Raw genomic sequence first — 25741 nt, 5'->3', positions numbered from 1 at the left:
TACGGTCACAGCATCGCGGGAGGAGAAACGATGCATACTGCGACCATAGCGGCAAGCGCCGACCTGGCGGCGTCCTTCGAGATTACGGCACTGCCTGCCGGCTTTGCCGACGATCCGTTTCCCATCTATCGCGCGCTTCTCGAGCATGCGCCCGTCAAGCGCTTTGCCGACGGCTCCGTCATGCTGTCGCGTTATGCCGACCTCGACCGCGTCTATCGCGATACCAGCGCTTTTTCGTCCGATAAGAAGCTGGAGTTCCTGCCGAAGTTCGGCGCCACACCGCTTTACGAGCACCACACGACAAGCCTGGTCTTCAACGATCCGCCGCTGCACACGCGGGTGCGCAAGATCATGATGGGCGCGCTGACGCCACGCGCCATCGCCGCGATGGAAACCGGCCTCGTTGCCCTTGTCGAGGGTTTGCTTGATCGCATGGCCGACAAGGGTGACGTCGACCTGATCGAGGATTTTGCATCCGCCATCCCGGTGGAGGTCATCGGCAATCTCTTCGTCATGCCGCACGAGGAGCGAGGGCCGTTGCGCGACTGGTCACTGGCGATCCTCGGCGCGCTCGAGCCAACGCTGACACCCGAGCAGCACGAGCGCGGCAACCGCGCCGTGACCGAGTTCAAGGCCTACCTCGCCGATCTTGCCGCGCGACGGCGGGCAAACCCCGGCGATCCCGCCACCGACGTGCTGACCCGTCTCATCAACGGCAATGACGGCCAGCAGCTCTCCGACGTGGAACTCCTGCAGAACTGCATCTTCATCCTCAATGCCGGCCATGAGACGACGACGAACCTGATCGGCAATGCGCTCCACGAGCTGTTGCAATGGCCTGCGGAAAAGCAGCGCCTTTTGGCGGAGCCGGCGCTTGTCGATACGGCGGTGGACGAGTTCCTGCGCTTTCAGTCGCCCAATCAGCTTGGCAACCGCATGACCACCCAGCCGGTCACGTTCGAGGGCGAGGAAATCGCCGCGGGCACGCGTATCCATCTTTGCATCGGCGCCGCCAACCGCGACCCGCGCCAGTTCGATGAGCCTGACCGCCTCGACCTGTCACGCAAGCCGAACCGCCATCTTGCCTTCGCGCAAGGGCCGCATCTGTGCGCCGGATTCTCGCTAGCCCGCATGGAAGGGCGCATCGCAATCGCACGATTGCTCGAACGCTTCCCCAACTATCGCCTCGCCGGCGAGCCGGAACGCACCGGCCGTGTGCGCTTTCGCGGCTTTTCGCATCTGCCAGCGTGCGTAGACAGCAACGGAGCAACCGCATGACCGTTCTATCCCTGCACAGTTATGCCGCCGGCCGGTGGGTCGCGCCATCCGGCAATGTGAACCGTCTCATGAGCGCGGTCACCGGTGAAGCGATCGCTGAAATCGGCGCCGACGCCCTCGACTTCGCCATGATGGCCGACCATGCCCGCACGATCGGCGGTCCCGCCTTGCGCGAAATGACGTTCCACCAGCGCGCCGCGATGCTGAAGGCGCTGGCGCAATACCTCAACGACCGGCGTGAGCCGCTCTACGAACTCTCCTATGAAACCGGCGCCACGAAGGCCGACTCCATGATCGACATCGATGGCGGCATCGGCACGATGTTCGTCTATGCGTCGAAGGGAAAGCGTGAGCTGCCGGACGACACGATCTTCATCGACGGAGCGCGGGAGCAGCTATCACGCGGTGGCAATTTCGTGGGCCAGCATGTCGCGACCTCCCTGCGAGGCGTGGCCGTCCACATCAACGCCTTCAACTTCCCCGTTTGGGGCATGCTGGAAAAGCTCGCGCCAACCTTGCTCGCGGGGGTGCCGGCCGTCGTCAAGCCTGCTTCGGCCACCGCGTGGGTGGCGGAAGCCGCGTTCCGCATGATGATCGAAAGCGGCCTGTTGCCGGACGGCGCGGTGCAGTTCATCGCTGGCTCTTCCGGAAATCTGCTCGACATCCTCGGCAGCCAGGACGTGGTTTCGTTCACTGGGTCCGCGGCAACGGCGGGCATGCTGCGCGGCAAGCCGAACCTTATAGCCAATTCGGTGCGCTTCATCGCCGAACAGGACTCCCTCAACGCCTCAATCCTCGGTCCCGACGCTGCACCTGGCACGCCAGAGTTCGACATCTTCATCAAGGAAGCGCATCGCGAGATGACGGCAAAGGCCGGGCAGAAATGCACCGCGATCCGCCGTATCATCGCGCCCGACGCGCACAGGCAGGCGGTGATCGAGGCACTGTCGGAGCGGCTGGCGAAGACACTCGTCGGCAACCCGCGCAGCGAGGCGACGCGCATGGGAGCGCTGGCCAGCCTTGCCCAGCGCGAGGACGTCCGCGAGAAAGCCGCCACCATCGCCCGCGAGGCAAGACTGGTGTTTGGAGACCCCGACCGCATCGAATTGGCCGATGCGGATGCCGAAAAGGGCGCATTCATAGCACCCATGCTCTTTGCCTGCGACGATCCGGACGCCGTCTCCGACGTCCACTCCGTCGAGGCTTTCGGCCCGGTGGCGACCGTCATGGGCTACCGTGACATCGCGCACGCCGCGACGTTGGCAAACCGTGGCGGGGGCTCGCTGGTGGCATCCGTGTTCACGCACGACCCCACCATTGCCCGTCGCATGGTCGAGGCGTCAGGTGCGTTTCATGGACGGCTCTATTTCGCCGATCGCGATACCGGCAAGGAAGCGACGGGACACGGCTCCCCCCTGCCCCACATGCTTCATGGCGGTCCCGGCAGAGCCGGCGGCGGCGAAGAACTCGGCGGCATTCGCGGCGTGATGCACTACATGCAGCGCACCGCCATACAGGCGAGCCCCGCGCTGATGACCGGCATCACCCGGACATGGGTCGGCGGCAGCGAGACGATCGAACAGCCGCAACATCCCTTTCGCATGCGTTTCGGCGAGCTCGAACTGGGGCAGACGATCTGGACGATGAGCAGGCAGGTCACCCTCGACGACATCGAGCATTTCGCTCGCTTCACCGGGGATACGTTCTACGCCCACATGGACGAGGAGGCTGCAAAGGCCAATCCGTTCTTCCCCGGTCGCGTGGCGCATGGCTACCTCATCCTGTCCTTCGCCGCCGGGCTGTTCGTCGATCCCGCGCCGGGACCGGTCCTTGCCAATTACGGCCTCGACAATCTGCGCTTCATGAAGCCGGTCTCGCCGGGAGACGAGATCACCGTGCGCCTAACGGCCAAGCACAAGACCCGCCGCAACGACGATTATGGCGAGGTGCGCTGGGATGTCGGCGTCTACAATCAGGACAAGGAACAGGTCGCCGCCTACGACCTCCTGACCATGAACGCGATGTAGCGCACACGAAAAAGGGCGCCCGCATCGCGGCCGCCCTTGGTTTCGTTTCGCTTGTCGCGTCTGCTTATTCAGCGGCGACCCCGAATGCACCTGCAACGCGCTGGCTCAGTGCCCGTGCCGGCGATGCCGACGGAACGCTGTAGCGGTCCGCTTCCCGCACAACTGCCGCGCCATCGACCTTGAAGCGCGCAATCAGCCTGCCAAGGTTCGACGATTCGCCAGACAGTCGGTGCGTGGCCGCCGTGGTCTCCTCCACCATCGCTGCATTACGCTGCGTGACCTGGTCCATCTGGTTCATCGCCGTGTTGATCTCCGACAGCCCTGTCGCCTGCTCGCCGGACGCACGCGCGATCGAATGAACATGCTCGTTGATCTCCACGACATGGCGCTGGATCGTGTCCAGTGCATCGCCGGTCGCCGTGACGAGGCGCACGCCGGTGGAAACCTCTCCTGACGATTTGGTGATCAGCGTGTTGATGTCCTTGGCCGCTGTCGCCGAGCGCTGTGCCAGTTCGCGAACCTCCTGGGCCACGACCGCGAAGCCCTTACCGGCCTCTCCAGCGCGCGCCGCCTCGACGCCGGCATTGAGCGCCAGTAGATTGGTCTGGAAGGCGATTTCATCGATCAGGCTGATGATTTGCCCGATCTCCCCGGAAGCCTGCTCGATGCGGCTCATCGCAGTCACGGCCTCGGCGACCACTTTCGTGGATTGCTCGGTCGAGGTGCGTGCCTCGTCGACCATGCGCCCGGCTTCGTGGGCACGATCGGTGGATTCCTTCACTGTCGCGGTGATCTGGTCGAGCGCGGCCGACGTCTCTTCGAGTGAGGCGGCCTGCTGTTCCGTACGGCGCGAAAGATCGTCGGCCGCCGTACGCAGTTCCACCGTGTTGGCGCCGATCGTGTCTGAGGTCGAGCGAACCTCACGAAGCACTTCGCGCAGCGATGCCATCGTGGCGTTGACGTTCTGCTGCAGTTCACCGAACGCGCCATGGAAGCTGCCTTCCATCGACTGGGTCAGGTCGCCCTCGGCTAGGCTCGCGACGACACGGCGCACTTCGGCGATCCCTGAATCGACGCTGGCCACCAATTCGTTCACGCTGGCCGCGAACCGGTTGAGGTCCTCGTCGTGATAATCCTTGGCGATGCGGCGTGCGAAATTGCCCTGCACGGCGCTGGCCACAACCTCGGCGATGCTGGTCTGAAGGTCGGCGCTCTTGGCCTGCAGCGACTTTTCCTGGGCATTGAGTTCACGAACCTTGATGCCATTCTGCTTGAACACCTCCACGGCGGAAGCCATCTCGCCGATCTCGTCCTTGCGCCCGGCAAACGGAATGTCCGCATCCAGGTTGCCGTCGGCGATGGTCTTCATCGTCTCCGTAAGTCGGCGGATCGGACGGCTCAGTTGCGACGAGCCGATGTAGGACGCGGCCCCGACGCCGGCCAGAAGCCCGACAAGGACGACGCCGACAATCAGCATCGTCATTCGTGTCTCGAATGTGGATATCTCGGCCCTGATGTCCTCAAGCTTCTGCTGGTCACGCTCGACGACGGCATCGATATCGGCCTGAAACGCCTTGCGGTTTGCGCGGTTGCCGTCGTTGTTGCCATGGGCGTTGGCCGCATCGGGCCCTTCCTCACGGCCGAGCCTGATCGTCTCGGTCCGGTATTCGCGGAACGCAGCGGAGGTCGCCACGACGGCGTCGAAGTCGGCGACGCCGCCTTCGTCAACGAGCGGGCGCCAGTCGACCAGCAACTGGTCCATGGAATTCAGCCAGCCTTCGATCGCGGTGGCGTAGCGGTTGAGTTCCTCGGGCGTCTTGGCCACGTACATGCCGCGCGTGTCCATCACCACGGCAGTGACATAGCGGTTGAGACGCTCTCCAAGCTGTGTGCGAGCAGACGCATTGTCCAGAGCGGTCATGCGCTGATTGTACTCGGTGAGCGCGTATCCCGCGATGCCGCCGATGGAGATCGCCACGAGCCCCATCAGGCCGACGATCGCATAAATCTTCCCGCTAATTCTCATAGACGCAGCCCCTGCTCGTCGGACATCTCGGTCCGAAAATTCATCAAGATATCGGGGCATTGCGCGAATCCGTCGGCACCCCTGCCGGAACGACAAGGGACGTCAGAATCGATGTTTGGTAATCGCCTGCCCGCCAGCGGACAATTCCAACAAAGCGGTTAATGGCTGCTTAATTTGCACGCGGAACGAGCATTGATTTGTTCTGGAATCAGGACGTGCATCGGATGGGCAGCACTGGTGCTTCAGCGCGCGTCCGTGAACGAAAGGCCGCGCAGCAGGGCCTCCGCGCATCGAAGGGCAGCCGCCGTCGCAACGACCATCTGCGGCAGGATGAGCCATTCCAGCGTCCAGGCTGCACCCGAGCGCTCATTTTCGTGCACCATCGACTGGTGCATGCCGGAAACCAGTGTGGCGTTGAAGCGTGCCAGCGCAACCAGCGTCTCCGCTCCCACCGGATTGACCTTGTGCGGCATCGCCGACGAGCCCCCGCCGGTGGCCAGCCGGATCTCGCCGACTTCGCTTTGCGCCATCAACGCGATGTCCTGGCCCATCTTGCCGAGACTGCCAGTGACCAGCGACAGCCATGAGGCAAAGCCCGTGATGCCGTCGCGTTCGCTATGCCGTGCCTGCGACACGGCGCGCAGACCCAGCGCTTTCGCAAGGCGTTCCGTCACCGCCGCTGCGCGCTCGCCGAGCTTCTCCAGCGTGCCCGCCGCGCCGCCGAACTGAAGGACGGCCACCTCCGCGCGCACCGGACCAAACCTGTCGAGATGCCTTTCGAGAGGCTGTCGCCAACTCGCGATCTTTCGCGACGCAGGCACGGCAATCGCGGCCTGCATGCGCGTGTGGGCCATAACCTCACGTGACCCGTCGCGTTCCTCGAGTTCGGCCAGAAACGCCACGATACCATCGAGGCGCTGTTCCAGAAGCGTCGTGATCCGAACCATTCGCAAGGCAAGGCCGGTGTCGATTACGTCCTGGCTCGTCGCTCCGAAATGAACTGAAGAGCCGTGCGGCTCGCCAACCACGGCACGAAGCTGTTTCACCAGTTCCGGCACGACAACGCCGTCGCGCGCCGTGCCTTCCCGCAGGCGCTCAAGATCGGGCTCGAAGCCGCCGAGCGCCTTTGCAATCGCTGCGCCCGCCTCTTCGGCAACGACGCCTTCTGCCGCCTCGGCGCCGGCAAGCGCGATCTCGAATTCGAGCATCGCCTGCATTTCGGCCTCGGCGGAAAAAAAGCGCGAGACCTCCTCGTCGCCGAGGAGACCGCCAAGAACCGGATGATCGAAGGGAGATACGCTCACGGCCCTGCCCGTCAGATGTCGAAGAAGACGGTTTCCTTCTCGCCCTGGAGATGGATGTCGAACCTGTAGCCGTCGTCGCCCTTTTCCGCAATCAGGGTCGGTACGCGCACGCGATGCTCGACGCGTCCCAGGATCGGATCCTTGTCGTTGGCTTCCGTCTCCTCGGGAAAATACATGCGCGTGTGAAGGCCGATATTGATGCCTCGCGCCACGACCCAGAACGTGATGTGCGGCGCCATCTTGCGGCCGTCCTTGAACGGCACCGGGCCAGGCTTGATCGTCTCGAACCGGAACTCGCCGGTGTCCATGTTGGTCGGGCAGCGACCCCAGCCGGTGAAATTGGGATCGGCCGCTCCACGCATTTCCGCCGGAGAGTTGTAGAGCCCGGCCGCATCGGCCTGCCATATCTCGATCAGCGCATCCTTCAGAGCCGTGCCTGTGCCATCCAGCACGCGTCCGGTGATGGTGACGCGCTCGCCCTTGGTCTTGTCGTTGACCATCGATGTGCCGAGGTCGTCGGAGTACACGCCGGCGATCTCGGCAAAGTTCGGCGTCAGGCCGATATGGACGTAGGGTCCAGCCGTCTGGGAGGCGCTTTCCTTGAGGCGATTGAGTGCCTGGGCCATGGTCAGTTACCCTCCGGGCGGTTTTCGAAGAACGTCGAACGGCGGCCGCGCAGGACGATGTCGAACTTGTAGGCGCGGCTGTCCATCGGTGTCGTCGCACCCATGTCCAGCACCGCGGTGAGGTCGGCGATCGCGACCGGATCGTTGATCGTCTTGACGATCGGGCACAGCGGAATTAACGGATCGCCTTCGAAATACATCTGGGTGATCAGGCGCTGCGCGAAGCCATGCCCGAACACCGAGAAATGGATATGCGCCGGGCGCCAGTCATTGACCCCGTTCGGCCATGGATAGGGACCGGGCTGGATCGTGCGGAACGCGTAGGAGCCGTCTTCGTCGGTGATCGACCTTCCGCATCCGCCGAAATTCGGGTCCAGCGCCGCGATGTAGCCTTCCTTGCGGTGCCGGTAGCGACCTCCGGCATTGGCCTGCCAGTATTCGAGCAATGCGCCGGGTACGCCCTTGCCACGCTCGTCCACCACGCGCCCGTAGACGATGATGCGCGGGCCGATCGCGCTTTCGCCCGGCTTGGCAAAGTTGTGGATGAGGTCGTTGTCGAGTTCACCAAGGATGTTGTGGCCGAATACCGGGCCGGTGATCTCCGAAATGGTGTTGTCGAGCGACAGCAGCGCCTTTTGCGGCGAGCGCAGCACGGAGGTCTTGTAGCCGGGCGTGAAGGCCTGCGGATGCCACTCGCGGTCGCGCTGGAAGAACGCGCCGGTCTCCGGTTTCCTGTTCGAGAGCATCGCGTCGCTCATTGCCCTTTCTCCTTGTCTATCTCGTCAAGAACCTGCTTGACGACCTTGATTGCGTGATTGGCGCGCGGCACGCCGGCGTATATCGCCACATGCAGCATGACTTCCATCAGGTCGTCGCGGGTCGCCCCGGTGTTTGCCGTGGCGCGTGTATGAAGCGCCAGTTCCTCGTAGTTTCCGAGGCCCGCCAGCAGCGCCAGCGTCAGCATCGAGCGTTCGCGCTTGCTGATCGTATCGCGCGACCACACATGGCTCCACGCCGCCTCGGTGATGAGTTCTTGGAACGGTTCGTCGAAAGGTGTCTTGTTGGCCTCCGCACGATTGACGTGGGCATCGCCCAGCACCTTCCTGCGGGTTTCCATCCCTTGGGCATGTCGCCGCGATATCTCGCTCATCTCATCCTCCGCATAATCGATCTGGCTCAGTATGGCAGGCCGACATAGTTCTCCGCCAGCGACGTGGAAGCCGCCTTCGAACCGACAAGATAGTCGAGTTCCGCCTCCTGCACGCGCTGCCCGAACGAGCCCATATCGGGGAAGCGGTGAAGCGTGTTGGTCATCCACGCCGAAAAACGCTGCGCCTTCCACACACGCTTCAGGGCGCGGGCGGAATAGACGTCGATACCGGCATCCGAGCGGTCAGCATAGTGCTCGCGGAGGCCTTCGAACAGGTAGCGTACGTCGCTGGCCGCAAGGTTCAAGCCCTTGGCCCCGGTCGGCGGCACGATGTGGCCGGCATCGCCGACGAGAAACAGCCGCCCGAAACGAAGCGGCTCGGCAACGAATGAACGCAGCGGCGCCAGTGATTTCTCGATGCTCGGCCCCGTGATGACGGCTTCGGCGGTCTCGCGCGGCAGCCTGGCGCGAAGCTCGTCCCAGAAACGATCGTCCGTCCATGCCTCGACGTCGTCGTCGAGCGGACATTGCACGTAGTATCGGCTGCGCGTCGTCGAGCGCATCGAGCACAATGCGAAGCCGCGCGCATGGTTGGAGTAGACGAGTTCGTGACTGACCGGAGGCACCTCGGCGATGATGCCGAGCCATCCGAACGGATAGACGCGCTCGTAGATTTCGAGCCCCTTGCCCTCGACGGCCTTGCGCGAGGCCCCGTGAAAGCCGTCGCAGCCGGCGATGAAATCGCAATCGATGCGGTGCTCGACGCCATCTTTCTCGTAGGTCAGGTAGGGCTTGTCGCCCTCGAAATCATGCGGCTGCACATTGGCGGCCTCGTAGATCGTCACGCCACCTGTCGCCGCGCGCCGGTCCATCAGGTCGCGTGTCACCTCGGTCTGGCCATAGACCATGACGCGTTTGCCGACGAGACCGTGGAGGTCGATGCGGTGATGGCGACCGGAAAACGTCAGGTCGAACCCATCATGCGGCAGGCCCTCGCGATGCATGCGTGCACCTGCACCCGCCTCGTCTAGGAGATTGGTCATGCCTTCTTCGAGGACGCCTGCGCGGATACGGCCGAGCACGTAGTCCTGGCTCACGCGCTCGACGATAACCGTATCGATCCCGGCATCGGAAAGAAGCTGCCCCAGCAGGAGACCGGAAGGCCCCGAGCCGATGATGGCCACCTGCGTTCGCATCCTGCTTTCCTCCTCCCGGATGGCTTGGCGTACAGCCTGTATACCAAGCCATTTCCGGCCGCCTCAATGGACATTTCGGGCAAAGACTTGCACAATCCGACCACAACCGCTGCAGGGAGACGAGATGAACGTCGTTCCGTCCTACCGTCTTTATCGTGAGAAATCAGGTGAATCAGGCGACTTCTGGATTCACTGCGAGACGATCCCGGAAAGGACGCACCTGCACAATTGGCATATTGCGCAGCATCGTCACGATTCTTTCTTCCAGATTTTTCTCCTGAGCGCTGGCGGCGGCGAGATCGCCGAGCAGACCGGCAAACGGTCTCTCGCCTCGCCCTGCGCCATCTTTATACCGCCCGGCGCCGTGCATGGTTTTTCCTACGCCAAGGACGTCGACGGGCTGGTGGTCACCGCTTTGGCTGATCGATTGCAGTCGCTCGTGGCCGCCGACAGGCAGATCGCCGCCTTCTGCGCACAGACACGCATCGTTCCCCTGTCCGCCGGTGATGCAGATGCCGCCTATGCCACGGACTGCATTCATCGCCTTCACGGCGAACTCGCCGGGTTTGCTTCGGGCCGCATGCTGCTGCTGGAACCGTTGATGACGGGCGCGGTCGTGGCGCTGGCGCGTGCCGGGACCGGAGCTTCGGGCGACGGACTGGATGATCGCGACCGGCATCGGCTCGAAACGCTCGTCACGATGATCGCGGCAAACTTTCGAACCCACAAGCCGGTGCAATTCTATGCCGATGCGATCGGCTTGTCGCCGACACATCTGAACCGGCTGGCACGCGCGGAAACAGGTTTTTCGGTGATGGGGTTGGTGGCGTTGCAGATCATGGAGGCCGCGCGGCGCGACCTCGTTTTCACGCCCACTCCGGTCCAGGCGATCGCCTATTCGCTTGGCTTTTCCGACCCCGCCTACTTCAACCGCTTCTTTCGACGCCAGGCCGGGATCTCCCCCGGCGCCTTTCGCGAGGAAGGCCGGCGCCGCATGGCATCCGGCGATCTCTCAGGGCTCGGTCAATGAAAGAGGGGCGATCGCTCGCCCCTTCTACGTCTGTCGTCGACGAGCGGTTTACAGCGCGTCGGTGATATCGGTGGTGTAGGCGCCTTCCGGCTCCTTCTCGATGATCTTCTGGTCGAGCAGCGCCTTGGCGGTGCGCTCGTAGGCCTCGACGATCAGCTTGCCGTCCGGCTCGTCGATGAGCTTCGCCACCTCGCCCATCATGCGAACCTGGTGCGCTTCATCCTGGCCGCCGTTTTCCATCACGATCTCGGCAGCCTCCTCCGGATTATCGATCGCATAGTCCCAGCCCTTCATCGACGCGCGCACGAAACGGACCATCTTGTCCTTGAAGGCTTCGTCCTCGAGGTTCGATTCCAGCGCGTAGAGGCCGTCCTCCAGAAGGTCGACGCCCATCTCTGTGTAGTTGAAGACGGTCAGGTCCTCCGGCTTGTAGCCGGCATCGATCAACTGCCAGTATTCGTTGTAGGTCATGACCGAGATGCAGTCGGCCTGCTTCTGGATCAGGGGCTGCACGTCGAAGGACTGCTTAAGGACCGTGACGCCGTCTGCCTCGCCCTCGACCGGTATGCCGAGACTGTTCATCCAGGCGTAGAACGGATACTCGTTGCCGAAGAACCAGACGCCGAGCGTGTGACCGGGGAAATCATCGGTGGTCTTGATCGGTCCGTCGGCGGGGCAGACGAGTTGCATGCCTGCCTTCTTGTAGGGCTGCGCAATGTTGACGAGGCCGACGCCCTTGTCGCGCGCCGAAAGTGCGGCTGCCATCCACGTCACGATCACGTCCGCTCCACCGCCGGCGATCACCTGTTCCGGCGCGATATCCGGCCCACCCGGCTTGATGGTAACGTCGAGGTCCTCTTCCTCGTAGAAACCCTTGTCCTTGGCGACGAAATAGCCGGCGAACTGGGCCTGCGCCACCCATTTGAGCTGCAGGGTCACCGCGTCGGCGGCAAAGGCCTGGGCGGAGGCGAGAGAGAACGCGCCTGCCAGCATCGATACGATAAGCTTTTTCATTTTTTGTTACCCTCTGGATTTGTCTATCCACCACGGACAGACGGATGCCAAAACGTGACAGCCCGTTCGAGCAGGGCAATCACCCCATAGAAGACGGAACCCGCGAGCGCTGCAACAGCGATTTCCGCCCACACCATGTCGACATTCATGCGTCCCACCTCCGTCGAGATGCGGAAGCCCATGCCGACGACCGGCGTGCCGAAGAACTCCGCGACGATGGCGCCGATGAGGGCCAGCGTCGAGTTGATTTTGAGCGCATTGAAGATGAAGGGCATCGCTGCCGGCAGGCGCAGTTTCGCCAGCGTCTGCCAGTAGCCTGAGGCATAGGTGCGCATCAGGTCGCGCTCCATGTGCCCCGATGCGCCAAGGCCCGCGATGGTATTCACCAGCATCGGGAAGAAGGTCATGATGACCACGACGGCCGCCTTGGAATGCCAGTCGAAGCCGAACCACATGACCATCACGGGAGCCACGCCGATGATCGGCAGGGCCGAGACGAGATTGCCGACCGGCAGCAGGCCGCGTCGCAGGAACACGAAGCGATCCGCCACGATCGCGGCGGCGAAGCCCGCGCCGCATCCGATCAGATAGCCGATGAAGACCGATTTGAAGATCGTCTGGTTTACGTCGGCGGCCAAGGTCGGCAGCGAATTCACCAGCCTGACCCCAATCGCCGAGGGCGGCGGCAGGAGCACGAACGGCACGCCCGCGCCGCGCACGATCGCTTCCCACAGAACCAGGATCCAGGCACCGAACAGGAAAGGAACGAGAAGGCGCACCGCTATCTCGCCCACGCGCGAACGAGGTGCAATGCCCGACAAGACGCTCACGAGGCGCCACGCAATGAGCCAGCATGACGCGAGCAACAGATAAAAGGCTGGGCGCGCAGAGCCGTTGACGCTGCCCAGTTCGGCTATCAGGAGAGCGACGCTGGCATGCGCGCAGAAGAACAGTGCTGCAACCCGCAAGCCCGTGCCGACCGGCATGGCATCAATCGCGATCGCAAGAGCCAGAAGCGCGAGTATCGATAACGCCATCATCGCCGATGCACCGGGCGCTTCGAGCGCCGTATCCGCGTTCGCGATCGGCAGCGCGACGGCAGCCATCACTGCCAGCAGCGCAACCAGCGCGGATTGCCACGGGAGCCGCAAGCCGCTCATGCAGCGCGCGCTCCCATCGCTTGTTCTACCAGCCGACCGATGATCCCCACCGCCGTGACGAGCAGTGCAGCGACGATCGAACCGGCGACGAGTGCGGAGAACATGTCGATCGTCTGGCTATAATAAGATCCGTTCAGCAGTTTCGACCCGATCCCCGCGACCGCTCCTGTGGGAAGCTCGCCGACGATCGCCCCGACGAGGCTAGCGGCGACGGCCACCTTCATCGAGGCGAACAGGTAGGGCACCGATGCCGGCAGCCTCAGCTTCCAGAAGGTTTCCCATTTGCCGGCATTGTAGGTGCGCATGAGGTCGAGATGCAGGATTTCCGGCGAGCGCAGACCCTTCACCATGCCAACGGCCACGGGAAAGAACGACAGATAGGTCGAGATCAGCGCCTTCGGCAGCAGTCCCGTGATGCCGACTGCCGCCAGCACCACGATGATCATCGGCGCCAGTGCGAGGATCGGAATGGTCTGAGACGTGATGATCCAGGGCATCAGACTTCGGTCGAGCGTGGTCACATGCACGATGCCCACGGCAATCGCGATCCCGAGCAAGGTGCCCATGGCAAAACCCGTGAGTGTCGACGAGAGCGTCACCCACGCATGATAGACAAGGCTGCGGTTGGAGGTGACGTTGCGCAGAAACGTATTCTCGAAGAAGTTCTGCGCCACCTGATGCGGCGCCGGCAATGTCGGCTTCGGCTGCGTCATCGTCTTGACGACAAACTCCGAAAAGGCGGGCGTCTCGTCGGCACGCCGATCGAGGTCGCGCTGGAACGGCGCGTTCATGACATACGCACCGACATACCAGGCGACGAGAATGCCGAACAGGATGGCAGCGACGGGCAGCAGCTTCTGACGGAGACTATCGGCCATGCCCGCGCTCAATCCTCATAGGAGTGCCCTGCCCGCAGCCCCTCGCGCACCCTCGCGGCGATGGCGAGAAACTCAGGGGATTCGCGAATGTCGAGCGGGCGTTCGCGCGGCAGCGTCGATTCGATCACGTCGGTGACGCGTCCCGGGCGCGGAGACATGACGACGATGCGCGTCGACAGGTACACGGCCTCGGGAATGGAGTGCGTGACGAAGCAGATCGTCTTGCTGGTGCGCGCCCACAGCTCCAGGAGCTGCTCGTTGAGATGGTCGCGAACGATCTCGTCGAGCGCGCCGAAGGGCTCGTCCATCAACAGCAGGTCTGCATCGAATGCGAGAGCCCGCGCGATCGATGCGCGTTGCTGCATGCCACCGGAAAGCTGCCACGGAAACTTTTTTGCGAACCCTGCCAGATTGACCAGCTCGAGCGAGGCACGGACGCGCCTCTCGGTCTCGGTCTTCGCGTAGCCCATGATTTCCAACGGAAGTCCGACATTGCGCTCGATCGTGCGCCATGGAAACAGGCCGGCGGCCTGGAAGACGTAGCCATAGGCACGCTTCTGGCGCGCTTGCGCCGGCGTCATCCCGTTGACCGAGATTGTCCCTGCGGTGGGCCGTTCCAGGTCGGCGATGACGCGCAGGAATGTGGTCTTCCCGCAGCCGGACGGGCCGATGAAGGAAACGAAATCTCCCTTCCCGACGCTGAGATCCACGTCCGAAAGCGCATGCACCAGCCCGTCGCCGGTCTCGAATGTCAGGCCCAGCCGCGATGCCTCGATCACCGAGGGCGATGTGGAGACTGCTTGCTTGATCCCGCTGGCTGGCCCGTTCATCGTGTCCTCAGACGCCCGTGGCCGGAATGCCGGTCCGCTCCACCTTACGTGGTGCGACCACTTCCTTCCAGGTCGACAGCGCCTTGTTGACGGCCATGTGCGGCTCACGCGCCACGAACTTGCCGTGGCCGGGCTCTGCCTTCACGGCGCCATCATCGAGAGCGAGTTCACCGCGCGTGAAGACGAAGCGCGGCAGGCCCTTCACCTCAATGCCTTCGAAGACGTTGTAGTCGATCACCGATTGCTGCTTCTTCGACGAGATCGTCTTGGTCCGCTGCGGGTCCCAGACGATGATGTCGGCATCCGCGCCTTCGAGGATCGCGCCCTTCTTCGGGTACATGTTGAGGATCTTGGCGATGTTGGTGGAGGTGACGGCAACGAATTCGTTCGGCGTCAGCCTGCCGGTGTTGACACCATAGGTCCAAAGCACGGGAAGCCGGTCTTCCAGACCGCCCGTACCGTTGGGGATCTTGGTGAAATCCCCGACGCCGAAGCGCTTCTGGTCGGTCGTGAAGGCGCAGTGGTCGGTGGCGACAACCTGCAGCGAACCCGCCGACAGGCCGGCCCACAACGAATCCTGATGCAGCTTGTTGCGGAATGGCGGGCTCATCACGCGGCGAGCAGAATGATCCCAGTCCTTGTCGAAATATTCGCTCTCGTCGAGCACGAGATGCTGGATCAGCGGCTCGCCGAAAACGCGCATGCCTTTCTGGCGCGCGCGGCGGATCGCCTCGTGGCTCTGCTCGCAGGAGGTATGCACGACATAGAGCGGCACGCCGGCCATGTCGGCAATCATGATGGCGCGGTTCGTCGCCTCGCCTTCTACCTCGGGCGGCCGCGAATAGGCATGGCCCTCCGGCCCGTTATTGCCGTCCGCGAGCAGTCTCTGCGAAAGCTGAGCGACGACATCGCCGTTTTCGGCATGCACGAGCGGCAGGGCGCCAAGCTCGGCACAGCGCTGGAACGACGAGAACATCTCGTCGTCGTCAACCATCAGCGCGCCCTTGTAGGCCATGAAGTGCTTGAACGAGGTGATGCCGCGCTTCACCACCTCCGGCATCTCGTTGAAGACCTGCTCGCCCCACCAGGTGATCGCCATGTGGAAGGAATAGTCGCATGACGCGCGTGTCGACTTGTTGTCCCACATGGTGATCGCTTCCAGCAGCGACTGGTTGGGCGACGGCAGGCAGAAGTCGACCACCATCGTCGTGCCGCCGGACAGGGCCGCGCGCGTGCCGCTCTCGAAATCGTCGGCCGAATAGGTGCCCATGAACGGCATTTCGAGATGGGTGTGCGGATCGATGCCGCCCGGCATGACGTAGCAGCCGCTTGCGTCGAACGTTTCGTCGCCCTTGAGGTCCTTGCCGATCTCGATGATCGTCCCACCGTCGACCAGCACGTCTGCCTTGTAGCTGCGGTCGGCGGTTATGATCGTTCCGTTCTTGATCACTCGTGTCATGCAGATTCTCCGGAATATCAGGGGCGCAATGTGGCGAGCTTGATGCCGAAAGCGACGAACACCATGCCTGTGAGCGCCTTGATGGCGCGCTGGATGGCACCGCCACGCGCGACCGAAGACAGCCGGTCGAACAGGAGCACCATCGGCCCGAACCAGGCCACGTTCAGGCAGGCATGCACCACCACGAGCAGATTGGCTGCGAGCGGCGAAACGGCATCGGGCGGGATGAACTGCGGAAAAGCCGCAATGTAGAACATTGCTACCTTGGGATTCAGCGCATTGGTGAGAAAACCCTCACCAAACGCCTTGGCCAGCGTGCGCTTGCGGCGTGCGGGAGCGATTTCCCGCAACGCGACCGGCCGCCCGCGCCACGCATCGTACAGGGCCTTGGCCCCGATCCAGACGAGGTAGGCCGCACCCAGCAGTTTGACGGCGGTGAACAGATGCGCCGACTGCAGCAGCAGCACCGACAGGCCGAAGATCGCAAACGTTCCGTGGATGAAGAACGCCACCACGAAACCCGCGATGTTGGCGAACCCGGCAGCGCGACCCGACGTCGGCACCGTCTTCGCGATCAGCACTCCGTTGGGACCGGGTGACATGATCAGCAGCGCGGCCATTGCAGCAAAGGCCAGGACGGTGGCAAGGGTCATTGGCTACTCCACGATTTCCGCGGTCTCCACCACCGCGTGGAAGAGGACATCGGCGCCGGCGCCGGCCCACTCCTTGGAAATTTCCTCGGCCTCGTTGTGCGAAAGGCCGTCGACACACGGGCAGAAGATCATTGCCGTCGGCGCGATACGGTTGATCCAGCAGGCATCGTGGCCCGCGCCGGAAACCATGTCGCGGTGCGAATAGCCGAGCCTTTCGGCGGCGTCCCTGACCGCCTTCACGCAGTCTTCGTTGAAGGTCACAGGCTCGAAATGGCCCGTCGCCTCGATCTCGAAGCCGATGTCGAGCGCCTCGCAAATCGTCTCGATGCCGGCTTCGATCCGTTCGCGCATCGCGCTCAGCACGTCCGCATGCGGCGTGCGAATATCGATCGTGAAGACCACCTTGCCGGGAATGACGTTGCGCGAGTTCGGATAGACTTCGACATGGCCGATCGCGCCGACCGCTTCCGGCTGGAAGTCCATCGCGATCTCGTGGACGAGTTCGGTCACGCGCGCCATGCCAAGGCCTGCGTTGCGCCGCTTCGGCATCGGCGTGGAGCCCGTATGGGCGTCCTTGCCGGTGAGCGTCACCTGCAGCCACCAAAGCCCCTGCCCGTGAGTGACGACGCCGATGTCGATGTCCTCGTCCTCGAGAATCGGGCCCTGCTCGATATGCAGTTCGAAGAACGCCTTCATCGGCCTGTTACCGACGTCTTCCTCGCCTTTCCAGCCGATGCGTTCCAGCTCGTCGCCGAAGCGGAGGCCCTTTGCGTCCTTGCGGTCGTAGGCCCAGTCGAGTTCGTGCATGCCGGCGAACACGCCGGACGCGAGCATCGCAGGCGCAAAACGCGTGCCTTCCTCATTGGTCCAGTTGGTCACGACGATCGGATGCTTCGTCTTGATGTCGAGATCGTTGAGGGTTCGGATAACTTCGAGCCCGCCCAGAACGCCAAGGACACCGTCATACTTGCCGCCGGTCGGTTGAGTATCCAGATGCGACCCGACATAGACAGGAGGCAACGAGGGATCGGTGCCCTCGCGACGGGCAAACATCGTCCCCATCTTGTCGACTCCGGTGACCAGGCCGGCTTCGTCGCACCACTTCTTGAAAAGGTGCCGCCCTTCGCCGTCTTCGTCGGTCACGGTCTGGCGGTTGTTGCCGCCTGCCACACCCGGCCCGATCTTAGCCATCTCCATCAGGGAATCCCAGAGGCGGTCCGGATTGATGCGCAGGTTCTCGCCGGGTGCGGCCATGTCGGGTTTCCTCAGTTCTTCAGTTCGACTTCCACGAATGCCATCGGCGCATCGCCGGCATTGACCACGTTGTGTTCCACGCCTTCCTCGCGCCGATAGGCGATGCCAGCACCCATGTCGACCCGGCGGGTTTCGCCGCCGGGCTCCTCGAGCAGCATGGGGCATGGCGTGATCGTGGTGATCACATAGTCCATGCCATGACGGTGCCAGCCAGTCTCCGCGCCGGGAACGAAGTCCCAGCGCGTGACGCGCACCTTGTCGTCGTCGATCAGCACCTCATGCGTCGCCTGGGGCCGATCCATGGCTCAGGCGACCTCGTCCAGCACGGTGCGGACGCAGTCGACGATCTCGTCGATCTGGCTCTTCTCCACGATCAGCGGCGGCGACAGCGCGATGATGTCGCCGGTGGTGCGGATCAGGACGCCCTTCTCGAAGGCCTTCACGAAGGCCGAGAACGCTCGCTTCGTCGGCTCGCCGTCGATCGGCTTGAGCTCGATCGCGCCTACGAGGCCGATATTGCGGATGTCGATGACGTTGGGCGCATCCTTGAGCGAATGCAGCGCATCCTCCCAGTAGGGAGCGAGTTCGGCACCACGCGTCAGCAGGCCCTCTTCCTTGTAGGTATCGAGCGTCGCCAGAGCGGCCGCGCAGGCGATCGGATTGCCCGAATAGGTATAGCCGTGGAAGAACTCGATCAGGTGCTCGGGACCATCCATGAAGGCGTCATGGATTTCTTTCTTCACGAACACCGCGCCCATCGGGATGACGCCGTTTGAGACGCCTTTGGCCGTTACCATGATGTCGGGCGTGACGCCGAAATAGTCCGCAGCGAAAGGGGTGCCGAGACGACCGAAACCGGTGATGACTTCGTCGAAGATCAGCAGGATGCCGTGCTTGGTGCAGATGTCGCGCAGGCGCTTGAGATAACCCTTCGGCGGGATGAGCACGCCCGTCGAACCGGCCACCGGCTCGACGATCACCGCCGCGACCGTCGAGGCGTCGTGCAACGCCACGATGCGCTCGAGTTCGTCGGCAAGGTCGGTGCCATGCTCCGGCTCGCCGCGCGTGAAGGCGTTCTTGGCCGGCAGGTGGGTGTGCGGCATGTGGTCCACACCGGTCAGCAGCGTGCCGAACATCTTGCGGTTGGTAACGATGCCGCCAACGGAAATGCCGCCGAAATTGACGCCGTGATAGCCGCGTTCGCGCCCGATCAGACGCGTGCGGCTGCCCTGCCCCTTCACCCGCTGATAGGCGAGCGCGATCTTGAGCGCCGTCTCCACGGATTCTGAACCGGAATTGGTGAAGAAGACGTGGTCCATGCCTTCGGGCGCGACGTCGACCAGCCGGTTGGCCAGTTCGAACACGATGGGATGGCCCATCTGGAAGGCCGGCGCGTAGTCAAGCTCGGCTGCCTGACGCTGGATCGCCTCGGTGATCTTCGGTCGGCAGTGACCGGCATTGACGCACCACAGGCCAGCCGTGCCGTCGAGCACCTGGCGCCCGTCGGAGGCGGTGTAGTGCATGTCCTTGGCAGCAACCAGCATTCGCGGCGCCTGCTTGAACTGACGATTTGCCGTAAACGGCATCCAGAATGCGCTGAGATCGTTCGGCGCGACGTTGAGCCTGTTGGACATGACCAAGCTTCCCCTATGAGTTCCCGTTCGTTTCGGCCAACGCTTGGTTCTTCGGGCGCAGATGTGCTACGCAAAATTTTTTGACCGATTGGACAAACGTTAGCACCGCCATATGGACGGTCAAGCGTTTACTAGCGCATTCCGCCGACTGGCGACGCGCTCCACAGGCCGAGGGAAAACTGGTCCACAGGATTGGTCCAGTTATGGGCGTGCGACGATCAGAAGGGTGGCACATGGAGGCGGTGAAGCCAAAGCGCAGGACGCGCATTCAGCTCGAAAAGCGCGAGCTCATCCTCGAGGCGGCGCTCGAAGTGTTCTCGCAACTCGGCTTTCGCGGCGCGACGATCGACCAGATCGCCGAGGCCGCGGGCATGTCGAAGCCCAATCTGCTGTATTACTTCCGCTCCAAGGAAGACATCCACGTCACACTCATGCAGCGCCTCCTCGACACCTGGCTCGCCCCGTTGCGTGAACTCGACGACGTCGGCGACCCGATGACGGAGTTGCGCAGCTACATCCGCCGCAAGCTGGAGATGGCGCGTGACTATCCGCGCGAAAGCCGCCTGTTCGCAAACGAGATCCTGCAGGGCGCGCCGCGCATCATGCCGATGATCGAGGGAGAACTGAAGACACTGGTCGACGAGAAGGCGCAGGTCATTCGCGGTTGGATGCGCGCCGGCAAGATCGTGCGCACGGACCCGTGGCACCTGATCTTCTCGATCTGGGCGACGACACAGCATTATGCCGACTTCGACGTTCAGGTGCGCGCTGTTCTGGGGGCCGATCGCGGTGGCGAAGGCCGGTTCGAAGACGCTGCGCGCTTCCTCGAACAACTCTTCGTCGAAGGCCTCAGGCCTAAGGATTAGCGGGTTACGGCAGCTCGTATTCGCCGCTCGGCTCGACATCGACCGGCTGCAGTTCCAGCAGCGCTTCCAGGGTCTGGTAAGACACCACGACGCCCGACAGCGTGCTCACGGTCGGTTTTCCGCCTTTGCGCGGCATCGCGGGCTGCAACTGCTGCGGTGCGATATCGACCTCGTCGGCGGACAGGTCGGTCGCCAGACGGCGCAGGGCTTTGACGTCGGTCTTGCCTGTGGCCTTGATAACGATCATTCAGCTTCTCGCAGGTGCTGGAACAACCCAACCTTGCGCGAAGCTTGCCGATTTGCGTTAACGATTGGTTTACACGAGGCCGCTGGAAGGCGTCAGCCGTCCCGCGACATCGCCATGACCACCAGTCCCAGCACGATGACGAGCACCCCTGCCGCCACCGCCGGGCTGGGCAACCCATGCCCTAGCAGTGCCTCGTAGATGATGATGAAGCAGGGTGACAGATAGGTGTAGGCCATCACCTTCGCCGCCGGCAGTCGCATAGCTCCATACTGGACGAGGAAGGTGGTGCCGGCGCTCGTGAAGATGGCGAGATAGCCGATCGCGATCCACACGACGGCCGGCAGTGCGAGCCAGTCGGTTTCAAGCACGTCGTTGAAGCCGTAAATGGCGATGCACAGCCCGGTTCCCGTCATCGTCCATAAAGTGAAGGCCGCCAACGGTTCGCGCTCGTCATTCAGCTTCTTGACGAGCGGCGAGTAGAGCGCGTGACAGACGACGCCGATGAAGAAGATCATCTCGCCGCGTCCCATATCGAACGAAAGGATGGCGTTCACGTCGCCGCCGAAGATCACCCAGACCGATCCGAGTGCGGCGAAGATCAGGCTTGCGATCACGATCGGCCGAGGCACCTGTCCCAGCAGGAAATAGCCGAGGACGGCCGACATCAGCGGCATCAAGGTGAAGACCGCGCCCGTCGAGACCGGATCGGTGAGCCGCAGTGCCATGAACATGGTGATGAAGAAGACCGCCATGAGCCCGCCAAGCAGCAGGTAGCGCCATGGCGCGCGCGGCGCGGGAAAATTCCCCTTGGTCAGGATCGCCACGGCCGCCGCCATCACCCCGATACCGAACGCGAACCGCATGGCGTTGATCGCGCCTGGTTCGACATGTGGTGCCGCGAGTGCGCCGAACGAATACGAACCTGAGACCAGCGCCGTAAACAGGATCATCGCCAGATGGCCCAGAAGCTTCTGTCGGCCAGTTGCAGATGATGCCAGGTTGCGACGCATTGCGATCGCGGGTTCGGCTTGCTGACTCACATCGTGGTCCTCCCTGTATACAGGACCTAGCCGAGGTCGCGGAAACAGGAAAGAGCAAACCACCGGTCCAGTGGGCCAGACGGAAATGCCGATGCATGTTTCTTATCGGGTGGAGGACGAAAAAAGCCGGAGCGGAGCTGCCCGATACGCAACGTGGGCAACTCCGCTCCGCTGGGAGGAACTATTCCGCAGCCTCGCGGGCCATCGGGTTGTTTGGGTGGGTCGTCCAGTTTGCGTATACAGGCTCGACGATCTTCCCGGTGCGCTGGTCGAGAGTACCGGCGGCGAGAGGCTCCATCGTGATGCATCCCTCTACCGGGCAGACATTGACGCACAGATTGCAGCCGACGCATTCGTCTTCCATCACCTCGAAGTGGCGGACGCCGTCAACGATGCTGGTAATTGCCTGGTGCGAGGTGTCTTCGCAGGCGATGTGGCAGCGACCGCACTTGATGCAGGCATCCTGGTCGATGCGCGCCTTGGCAATGTAGTTGAGGTTCAGATATTGCCAGTCGGTGACGTTCGGGGTCGCCCGCCCGATGATGTCGTCGAGATTGACGTGACCCTTCTCGTCCATCCAGTCCTTGAGGCCCTCGATCATCTCCTGGACGATCTTGAAGCCATAGGTCATGGCGGCCGTGCAGACCTGCACGTTGCCCGCGCCCAGCGCCATGAACTCGGCCGCGTCGCGCCATGTCGTGATGCCGCCGATGCCGGAAATCGGCAGGCCACGGGTCTCGGGGTCGCGCGCGATCTCGGCAACCATGTTCATCGCGATCGGCTTCACCGCCGGTCCGCAATAGCCGCCATGCGTGCCCTTGCCGTCGATCGACGGTTCTGGCGCGAAGCTGTCCAGATTGACCGAGGTAATGGAGTTGATCGTGTTGATCAACGACACCGCGTCGGTCCCGCCCGCATGGGCCGCACGCGCCGGTTTGCGCACATCCGTGACATTCGGCGTCAGTTTGGTGATGACGGGCATGCGGGTATATTGCTTGCACCAGCGCACGACCATCTCGACATATTCAGGCACCTGGCCGACAGCGGCGCCCATGCCGCGCTCGCTCATGCCGTGCGGGCAGCCGAAATTCAGCTCGATGCCGTCAGCCCCGGTCTCCTCGACCAGTGGCAGGATCGACTTCCACGCGTTTTCCTCGCACGGCACCATGATCGAGGCCACCAGCGCCCGGTCGGGCCAGTCGCGCTTCACCTGCTTCATCTCGCGCAGGTTCGTCTGCAGGTCGCGATCGGTGATTAGTTCGATGTTGTTCAGCCCCAAAAGCCGACGGTCTGCCCCCCAGACCGCGCCATAACGCGGCCCGTTGACGTTGACGACCGGAGGTCCCTCTTCGCCGAGCGTCTTCCAGACGACACCGCCCCAGCCTGCCTTGAAGGCGCGCACGACGTTATAGGCCTTGTCCGTCGGCGGCGCCGATGCCAGCCAGAACGGATTGGGGGACTTGATGCCGACGAAATTGCCGCGGATGTCTGCCATGCTCATGCCCTCCCGTTCGAGGTGAGTGTGCGGTGGATGCTTTCCGCAGCGTCCCGCCCGGCCGCAACCGCAGACACGGTTAGGTCTTCACGCCCGTCATCGACGCAATCTCCGCCTGCCCACACCCCCGCAAGCGAGGTGCGGCCCTCGCCATCGACCTTGATGCGCCCGCCCTCCATGACAATCGAATTGCCGCTGCCGTTGAGCGGCGAGCCGTCGAACGACTGGCCGATGGCCTTGAACACTTGGTCGGCGTCGATGCGGATCGTCTCGCCGGTTCCGACCAGCCTTCCGTCGCGCAGCGCGGTATATTCCACTTCGAGGCCGGCGACCTGCCCGCCCTCCGTCAGCACCCGTTTCGGCTGCAGCCAATGCCGGATCGTGACGCCCTTGGCGGCGGCCAGTTCCTGCTCGAATTCAGAGGCGTTCATCTGCTCCTTGCCGCGCCGGTAGCAGATCGTTACCTCTTCGGCACCCAGCAGCTTTGACTGGATGGCGGCGTCGATCGCGGTCATTCCGCCGCCGATCACGACGATCCTGCGGCCTATTTCCAGCGCGGAAAGATCCTGCGACTGCCGCAGCGTGGCGATGAAGTCGACGGCATTCTCGACGCCTGGCGCTTCTTCCCCCTCGGCGCGCAGTGCGTTGACGCCCGCAAGGCCGGCTCCCAGAAACACGGCGTCGTAACTGGCCGCAAGCTCCGACAGCGCAAAGTCGCGTCCCAGCACCTTGTCGTTGACGATGGCGATGCCGCCGATCGCGGTGATGTAGTCGACCTCAGCCTGTGCGAAATCGTCGGTCGCCTTGTAGGCCGCGATGCCATACTCGTTGAGACCGCCCGCTTTCGGCCGCGCTTCGACGACGGTCACCTCATGACCGTGCATGGCGAGCCGATGCGCGCAGGCAAGCCCTGCCGGCCCCGCCCCCACGACTGCAACTTTCCTGCCTGACGCCGCCGCACGGGTATAGAACTGCTTGCCCCGCGCCATCGCCTCGTCGGTGGCGTAGCGTTGCAACTGGCCGATCTGCACCGGCTTTCCTTCTGCCGTTTCGCGAACGCAGACTTCCTCGCACAGTGTTTCGGTCGGGCAGACCCGCGCGCACATGCCACCGAGAATGTTCTGCTCGAAGATCGTCTTGGCTGCGCCGAGAGGATTGTCCGTCGAAATCTGCCGAATGAACAGCGGGATGTCGATCGACGTCGGGCACGCCTGCATGCAGGGTGCATCGTAGCAGAAATAGCAGCGATCGGCCTCGACCAGTGCCTCGTGACGGTCGAGCGGCGGATGCAGGTCGGAGAAATTCTCGGCATATTGCGGAGGTGCGAGGCGCCCGCCCGCGACACCCTGCTTGTACTGGCCCTCAGCCATCGTGGGTCCCCATAATCGCCTTTTCGGGAAATGCTACCACGAAGAGAATTTTTATCAATCGGTCAAATTTGAGCTGAAGTTGTTGTTTTACATGAGAATAGTACTCATGTTTTGCGACCTGTCAGGCAACACAGGTAGCGAGCCATCCGCGCAATTGGCCACTTCCACGTCCCCTTAGCTCGTCGACGGGAGGAATCACGGCGACGACTGCGTGGTCCACCGCCGGAATTCCCGCGAGCAGAGATTGGAACACCACGCCGGCGGGGAGCCGGCGATCTTCTTAGATGGAGTCGGATGAACAGCACATATGAAAGCAACATATCTTGCCTCTTCGAACAGAAAATCATGTAACATTGGCAATAATACTATGTACAGATCTTCACTTCTCGAGAGATAATTCCCACGTCAACGCGTGATTGATCCAAGTTGCATTGGACTCTAACCCAACTCGATATCCGTGCGCGAGAAATCATCGCCCTTGAATAAGAGCGGCATGTTCAGACGCTTAGCGAACGCATAGGAGAAGCAGTCGCCAAAATTCAGCTTTGCCCGATGCCCTGTCCCACGCCCATAACGGCGATATGCCTGAGCGACATCGCCGAAGATGTCGGCAGGAATGTCGAGCACCTTTATCTCGGCCTTGTCGACGAATTCGGCGACTTGTGAAACGCCGAATTCATAGTCGTCATGAAGTCGGCCGAGCGAAATTGCCGCCTCGAACTGCGTCACGACGGAAGTGACACGATCGCCACTCCTGCCCAGGGACGCTGCGAGTTCCGCGCCGTCGTCCTCGGCTGCGACTATCGCAACGATAGCGGAGGAATCAACGTACATTATTTTTCCTCCCCCCACATCTCGTCCATGAACGCCTTGTCGTCTCGCTGCGACACAGTTGTCGCTCCCTTCGCGACCTGCCTGGCACGAGAGCGGTCTATTACCGGTTGGATACGGGCCATGAACGTTGCGACGCGATCGTCTTCCTGCCTGCTGGCCTCACGTACCGCGATCTTCAGCGCGGCGGTAAGGCCGAGGCCTCGCCTGCGAGCGAACTCGCGCAAGAGCCAATCGGCTTCCTCATCCTGAACATGTATTGCCATATGTACACACCTTATGATTGTAGACCACATGACGCTTTGTACATGGCAAAATTATACTTTGTACAAAGAGTCTCCGCAAGGAAATAATTCCTTTTCCGGTGCGTGAG

At 62.7% G+C, this 25741-nt stretch carries 25 protein-coding genes; 4 read left to right on the top strand and 21 right to left on the bottom strand.

Going from position 1 to position 25741, the window contains the following annotated elements:
• The first annotated feature begins 30 nt into the window (after positions 1 to 30).
• Positions 31 to 1278 (top strand): cytochrome P450, encoded by a 1248-nt coding sequence (locus AAFN84_RS04145; protein ID WP_347513238.1) that lies wholly within the window; start codon positions 31 to 33, stop codon positions 1276 to 1278.
• A complete protein-coding gene (gene paaZ / locus AAFN84_RS04140) occupies positions 1275 to 3305 on the top strand; it encodes a phenylacetic acid degradation bifunctional protein PaaZ (RefSeq protein WP_347513237.1) in 2031 nt (676 codons plus the stop codon). Before AAFN84_RS04145 ends, paaZ begins: the two co-directional genes overlap by 4 nt.
• Positions 3306 to 3369: 64 nt before the next feature.
• Here the strand turns inward: paaZ and AAFN84_RS04135 are convergent, their stop codons facing one another.
• From AAFN84_RS04135 to pobA, 6 genes are all read right to left on the bottom strand, one after another.
• Positions 3370 to 5331, bottom strand: a complete 1962-nt coding sequence (locus AAFN84_RS04135) for a methyl-accepting chemotaxis protein (RefSeq protein WP_347513236.1) — start codon at positions 5329 to 5331, stop codon at positions 3370 to 3372.
• A 242-nt stretch (positions 5332 to 5573) separates the two neighbouring features.
• Positions 5574 to 6635, bottom strand: a complete 1062-nt coding sequence (locus tag AAFN84_RS04130) for a 3-carboxy-cis,cis-muconate cycloisomerase (RefSeq protein WP_347513235.1) — start codon at positions 6633 to 6635, stop codon at positions 5574 to 5576.
• A gap of 11 nt (positions 6636 to 6646) precedes the next feature.
• A complete protein-coding gene (gene pcaG, locus AAFN84_RS04125) occupies positions 6647 to 7261 on the bottom strand; it encodes a protocatechuate 3,4-dioxygenase subunit alpha (protein WP_347513234.1) in 615 nt (204 codons plus the stop codon).
• Positions 7262 to 7263: 2 nt separating this feature from the next.
• Positions 7264 to 8019, bottom strand: a complete 756-nt coding sequence (gene pcaH, locus AAFN84_RS04120; RefSeq protein WP_347513233.1) for a protocatechuate 3,4-dioxygenase subunit beta — start codon at positions 8017 to 8019, stop codon at positions 7264 to 7266.
• Entirely contained in the window at positions 8016 to 8411 is a 396-nt protein-coding gene (gene pcaC, locus AAFN84_RS04115) for a 4-carboxymuconolactone decarboxylase (RefSeq protein ID WP_347513232.1), read from the bottom strand. Before pcaC ends, pcaH begins: the two co-directional genes overlap by 4 nt.
• Before the next feature lie 26 nt (positions 8412 to 8437).
• Complete coding sequence (gene pobA / locus AAFN84_RS04110) at positions 8438 to 9607, bottom strand: 4-hydroxybenzoate 3-monooxygenase (RefSeq protein WP_347513231.1); 1170 nt, start codon at positions 9605 to 9607, stop codon at positions 8438 to 8440.
• A gap of 124 nt (positions 9608 to 9731) precedes the next feature.
• Between pobA and AAFN84_RS04105 the strand changes: the two genes are divergently transcribed.
• Positions 9732 to 10637: a helix-turn-helix domain-containing protein gene (locus tag AAFN84_RS04105; RefSeq protein ID WP_347513230.1), complete on the top strand. Its 906-nt coding sequence runs from the start codon at positions 9732 to 9734 to the stop codon at positions 10635 to 10637.
• Between the two features lie 48 nt (positions 10638 to 10685).
• Here the strand turns inward: AAFN84_RS04105 and AAFN84_RS04100 are convergent, their stop codons facing one another.
• Genes AAFN84_RS04100 through AAFN84_RS04060 form a run of 9 tightly spaced genes read right to left on the bottom strand, consistent with a single transcriptional unit; the run spans position 10686 to position 19519 of the window.
• A complete protein-coding gene (locus AAFN84_RS04100) occupies positions 10686 to 11651 on the bottom strand; it encodes an ABC transporter substrate-binding protein (protein ID WP_347513229.1) in 966 nt (321 codons plus the stop codon).
• Between the two features lie 23 nt (positions 11652 to 11674).
• Positions 11675 to 12811 carry an ABC transporter permease gene (locus tag AAFN84_RS04095; RefSeq protein WP_347513228.1) on the bottom strand — a complete coding sequence of 379 codons (1137 nt, stop codon included), beginning with the start codon at positions 12809 to 12811 and terminating at the stop codon, positions 11675 to 11677.
• Positions 12808 to 13689: an ABC transporter permease gene (locus AAFN84_RS04090; protein WP_347513227.1), complete on the bottom strand. Its 882-nt coding sequence runs from the start codon at positions 13687 to 13689 to the stop codon at positions 12808 to 12810. Before AAFN84_RS04090 ends, AAFN84_RS04095 begins: the two co-directional genes overlap by 4 nt.
• A gap of 8 nt (positions 13690 to 13697) precedes the next feature.
• Complete coding sequence (locus AAFN84_RS04085) at positions 13698 to 14519, bottom strand: ABC transporter ATP-binding protein (RefSeq protein ID WP_347513226.1); 822 nt, start codon at positions 14517 to 14519, stop codon at positions 13698 to 13700.
• Between the two features lie 7 nt (positions 14520 to 14526).
• Positions 14527 to 15978 carry a dihydropyrimidinase gene (hydA, locus tag AAFN84_RS04080; RefSeq protein WP_347513225.1) on the bottom strand — a complete coding sequence of 484 codons (1452 nt, stop codon included), beginning with the start codon at positions 15976 to 15978 and terminating at the stop codon, positions 14527 to 14529.
• A 17-nt stretch (positions 15979 to 15995) separates the two neighbouring features.
• Complete coding sequence (locus AAFN84_RS04075; RefSeq protein WP_347513224.1) at positions 15996 to 16631, bottom strand: LysE family translocator; 636 nt, start codon at positions 16629 to 16631, stop codon at positions 15996 to 15998.
• Between the two features lie 3 nt (positions 16632 to 16634).
• Positions 16635 to 17885: a Zn-dependent hydrolase gene (locus tag AAFN84_RS04070; protein ID WP_347513223.1), complete on the bottom strand. Its 1251-nt coding sequence runs from the start codon at positions 17883 to 17885 to the stop codon at positions 16635 to 16637.
• Positions 17886 to 17896: 11 nt separating this feature from the next.
• A complete protein-coding gene (locus AAFN84_RS04065; protein WP_347513222.1) occupies positions 17897 to 18187 on the bottom strand; it encodes a cupin domain-containing protein in 291 nt (96 codons plus the stop codon).
• 3 nt (positions 18188 to 18190) lie between these two features.
• Complete coding sequence (locus tag AAFN84_RS04060) at positions 18191 to 19519, bottom strand: aspartate aminotransferase family protein (protein ID WP_347513221.1); 1329 nt, start codon at positions 19517 to 19519, stop codon at positions 18191 to 18193.
• Positions 19520 to 19752: 233 nt separating this feature from the next.
• Between AAFN84_RS04060 and rutR the strand changes: the two genes are divergently transcribed.
• Entirely contained in the window at positions 19753 to 20385 is a 633-nt protein-coding gene (gene rutR, locus AAFN84_RS04055; protein WP_347513220.1) for an HTH-type transcriptional regulator RutR, read from the top strand.
• A 4-nt stretch (positions 20386 to 20389) separates the two neighbouring features.
• Here the strand turns inward: rutR and AAFN84_RS04050 are convergent, their stop codons facing one another.
• From AAFN84_RS04050 to AAFN84_RS04025, 6 genes are all read right to left on the bottom strand, one after another.
• Positions 20390 to 20632 carry a hypothetical protein gene (locus AAFN84_RS04050; protein ID WP_347513219.1) on the bottom strand — a complete coding sequence of 81 codons (243 nt, stop codon included), beginning with the start codon at positions 20630 to 20632 and terminating at the stop codon, positions 20390 to 20392.
• A 92-nt stretch (positions 20633 to 20724) separates the two neighbouring features.
• Positions 20725 to 21672 carry a DMT family transporter gene (locus AAFN84_RS04045; protein WP_347513218.1) on the bottom strand — a complete coding sequence of 316 codons (948 nt, stop codon included), beginning with the start codon at positions 21670 to 21672 and terminating at the stop codon, positions 20725 to 20727.
• A 181-nt stretch (positions 21673 to 21853) separates the two neighbouring features.
• On the bottom strand, positions 21854 to 23167 hold the full coding sequence (gene preA / locus AAFN84_RS04040) for an NAD-dependent dihydropyrimidine dehydrogenase subunit PreA (protein WP_347513217.1): 1314 nt from the start codon (positions 23165 to 23167) through the stop codon (positions 21854 to 21856).
• 2 nt (positions 23168 to 23169) lie between these two features.
• Complete coding sequence (locus AAFN84_RS04035) at positions 23170 to 24537, bottom strand: NAD(P)-dependent oxidoreductase (RefSeq protein ID WP_347513216.1); 1368 nt, start codon at positions 24535 to 24537, stop codon at positions 23170 to 23172.
• A gap of 438 nt (positions 24538 to 24975) precedes the next feature.
• Positions 24976 to 25371, bottom strand: coding sequence for a type II toxin-antitoxin system VapC family toxin (locus AAFN84_RS04030; protein WP_347513215.1), 396 nt, complete (start codon positions 25369 to 25371; stop codon positions 24976 to 24978).
• A complete protein-coding gene (locus AAFN84_RS04025) occupies positions 25371 to 25634 on the bottom strand; it encodes a type II toxin-antitoxin system VapB family antitoxin (RefSeq protein WP_347513214.1) in 264 nt (87 codons plus the stop codon). The genes AAFN84_RS04030 and AAFN84_RS04025 overlap by 1 nt, the downstream gene beginning before the upstream one ends.
• Positions 25635 to 25741 lie beyond the last annotated feature (107 nt).

The sequence above is a fragment of the Mesorhizobium sp. CAU 1741 genome (genome assembly GCF_039839275.1).
Taxonomy (GTDB): Bacteria; Pseudomonadota; Alphaproteobacteria; order Rhizobiales; family Rhizobiaceae; genus Aerobium.
The sequence above is the reverse complement of the archived record's forward strand: the minus strand, read 5'-3'. Positions and strand labels throughout refer to the sequence as shown.

Coding starts and splice junctions, on each gene's coding strand:
- hydA (WP_347513225.1), bottom strand. CDS start 15,978: ATGACACGAGTGATCAAGAACGGAACGATCATAACCGCCGACCGCAGC.
- pcaG (WP_347513234.1), bottom strand. CDS start 7,261: ATGGCCCAGGCACTCAATCGCCTCAAGGAAAGCGCCTCCCAGACGGCT.
- AAFN84_RS04035 (WP_347513216.1), bottom strand. CDS start 24,537: ATGGCTGAGGGCCAGTACAAGCAGGGTGTCGCGGGCGGGCGCCTCGCA.
- AAFN84_RS04095 (WP_347513228.1), bottom strand. CDS start 12,811: ATGAGCGGCTTGCGGCTCCCGTGGCAATCCGCGCTGGTTGCGCTGCTG.
- pcaC (WP_347513232.1), bottom strand. CDS start 8,411: ATGAGCGAGATATCGCGGCGACATGCCCAAGGGATGGAAACCCGCAGG.
- AAFN84_RS04070 (WP_347513223.1), bottom strand. CDS start 17,885: ATGGCCGCACCCGGCGAGAACCTGCGCATCAATCCGGACCGCCTCTGG.
- rutR (WP_347513220.1), top strand. CDS start 19,753: ATGGAGGCGGTGAAGCCAAAGCGCAGGACGCGCATTCAGCTCGAAAAG.
- AAFN84_RS04030 (WP_347513215.1), bottom strand. CDS start 25,371: ATGTACGTTGATTCCTCCGCTATCGTTGCGATAGTCGCAGCCGAGGAC.
- AAFN84_RS04025 (WP_347513214.1), bottom strand. CDS start 25,634: ATGGCAATACATGTTCAGGATGAGGAAGCCGATTGGCTCTTGCGCGAG.
- AAFN84_RS04100 (WP_347513229.1), bottom strand. CDS start 11,651: ATGAAAAAGCTTATCGTATCGATGCTGGCAGGCGCGTTCTCTCTCGCC.
- preA (WP_347513217.1), bottom strand. CDS start 23,167: ATGGCAGACATCCGCGGCAATTTCGTCGGCATCAAGTCCCCCAATCCG.
- AAFN84_RS04060 (WP_347513221.1), bottom strand. CDS start 19,519: ATGTCCAACAGGCTCAACGTCGCGCCGAACGATCTCAGCGCATTCTGG.
- AAFN84_RS04135 (WP_347513236.1), bottom strand. CDS start 5,331: ATGAGAATTAGCGGGAAGATTTATGCGATCGTCGGCCTGATGGGGCTC.
- AAFN84_RS04090 (WP_347513227.1), bottom strand. CDS start 13,689: ATGGCCGATAGTCTCCGTCAGAAGCTGCTGCCCGTCGCTGCCATCCTG.
- AAFN84_RS04075 (WP_347513224.1), bottom strand. CDS start 16,631: ATGACCCTTGCCACCGTCCTGGCCTTTGCTGCAATGGCCGCGCTGCTG.
- AAFN84_RS04065 (WP_347513222.1), bottom strand. CDS start 18,187: ATGGATCGGCCCCAGGCGACGCATGAGGTGCTGATCGACGACGACAAG.
- AAFN84_RS04085 (WP_347513226.1), bottom strand. CDS start 14,519: ATGAACGGGCCAGCCAGCGGGATCAAGCAAGCAGTCTCCACATCGCCC.
- AAFN84_RS04145 (WP_347513238.1), top strand. CDS start 31: ATGCATACTGCGACCATAGCGGCAAGCGCCGACCTGGCGGCGTCCTTC.
- AAFN84_RS04050 (WP_347513219.1), bottom strand. CDS start 20,632: ATGATCGTTATCAAGGCCACAGGCAAGACCGACGTCAAAGCCCTGCGC.
- AAFN84_RS04105 (WP_347513230.1), top strand. CDS start 9,732: ATGAACGTCGTTCCGTCCTACCGTCTTTATCGTGAGAAATCAGGTGAA.
- pcaH (WP_347513233.1), bottom strand. CDS start 8,019: ATGAGCGACGCGATGCTCTCGAACAGGAAACCGGAGACCGGCGCGTTC.
- paaZ (WP_347513237.1), top strand. CDS start 1,275: ATGACCGTTCTATCCCTGCACAGTTATGCCGCCGGCCGGTGGGTCGCG.
- pobA (WP_347513231.1), bottom strand. CDS start 9,607: ATGCGAACGCAGGTGGCCATCATCGGCTCGGGGCCTTCCGGTCTCCTG.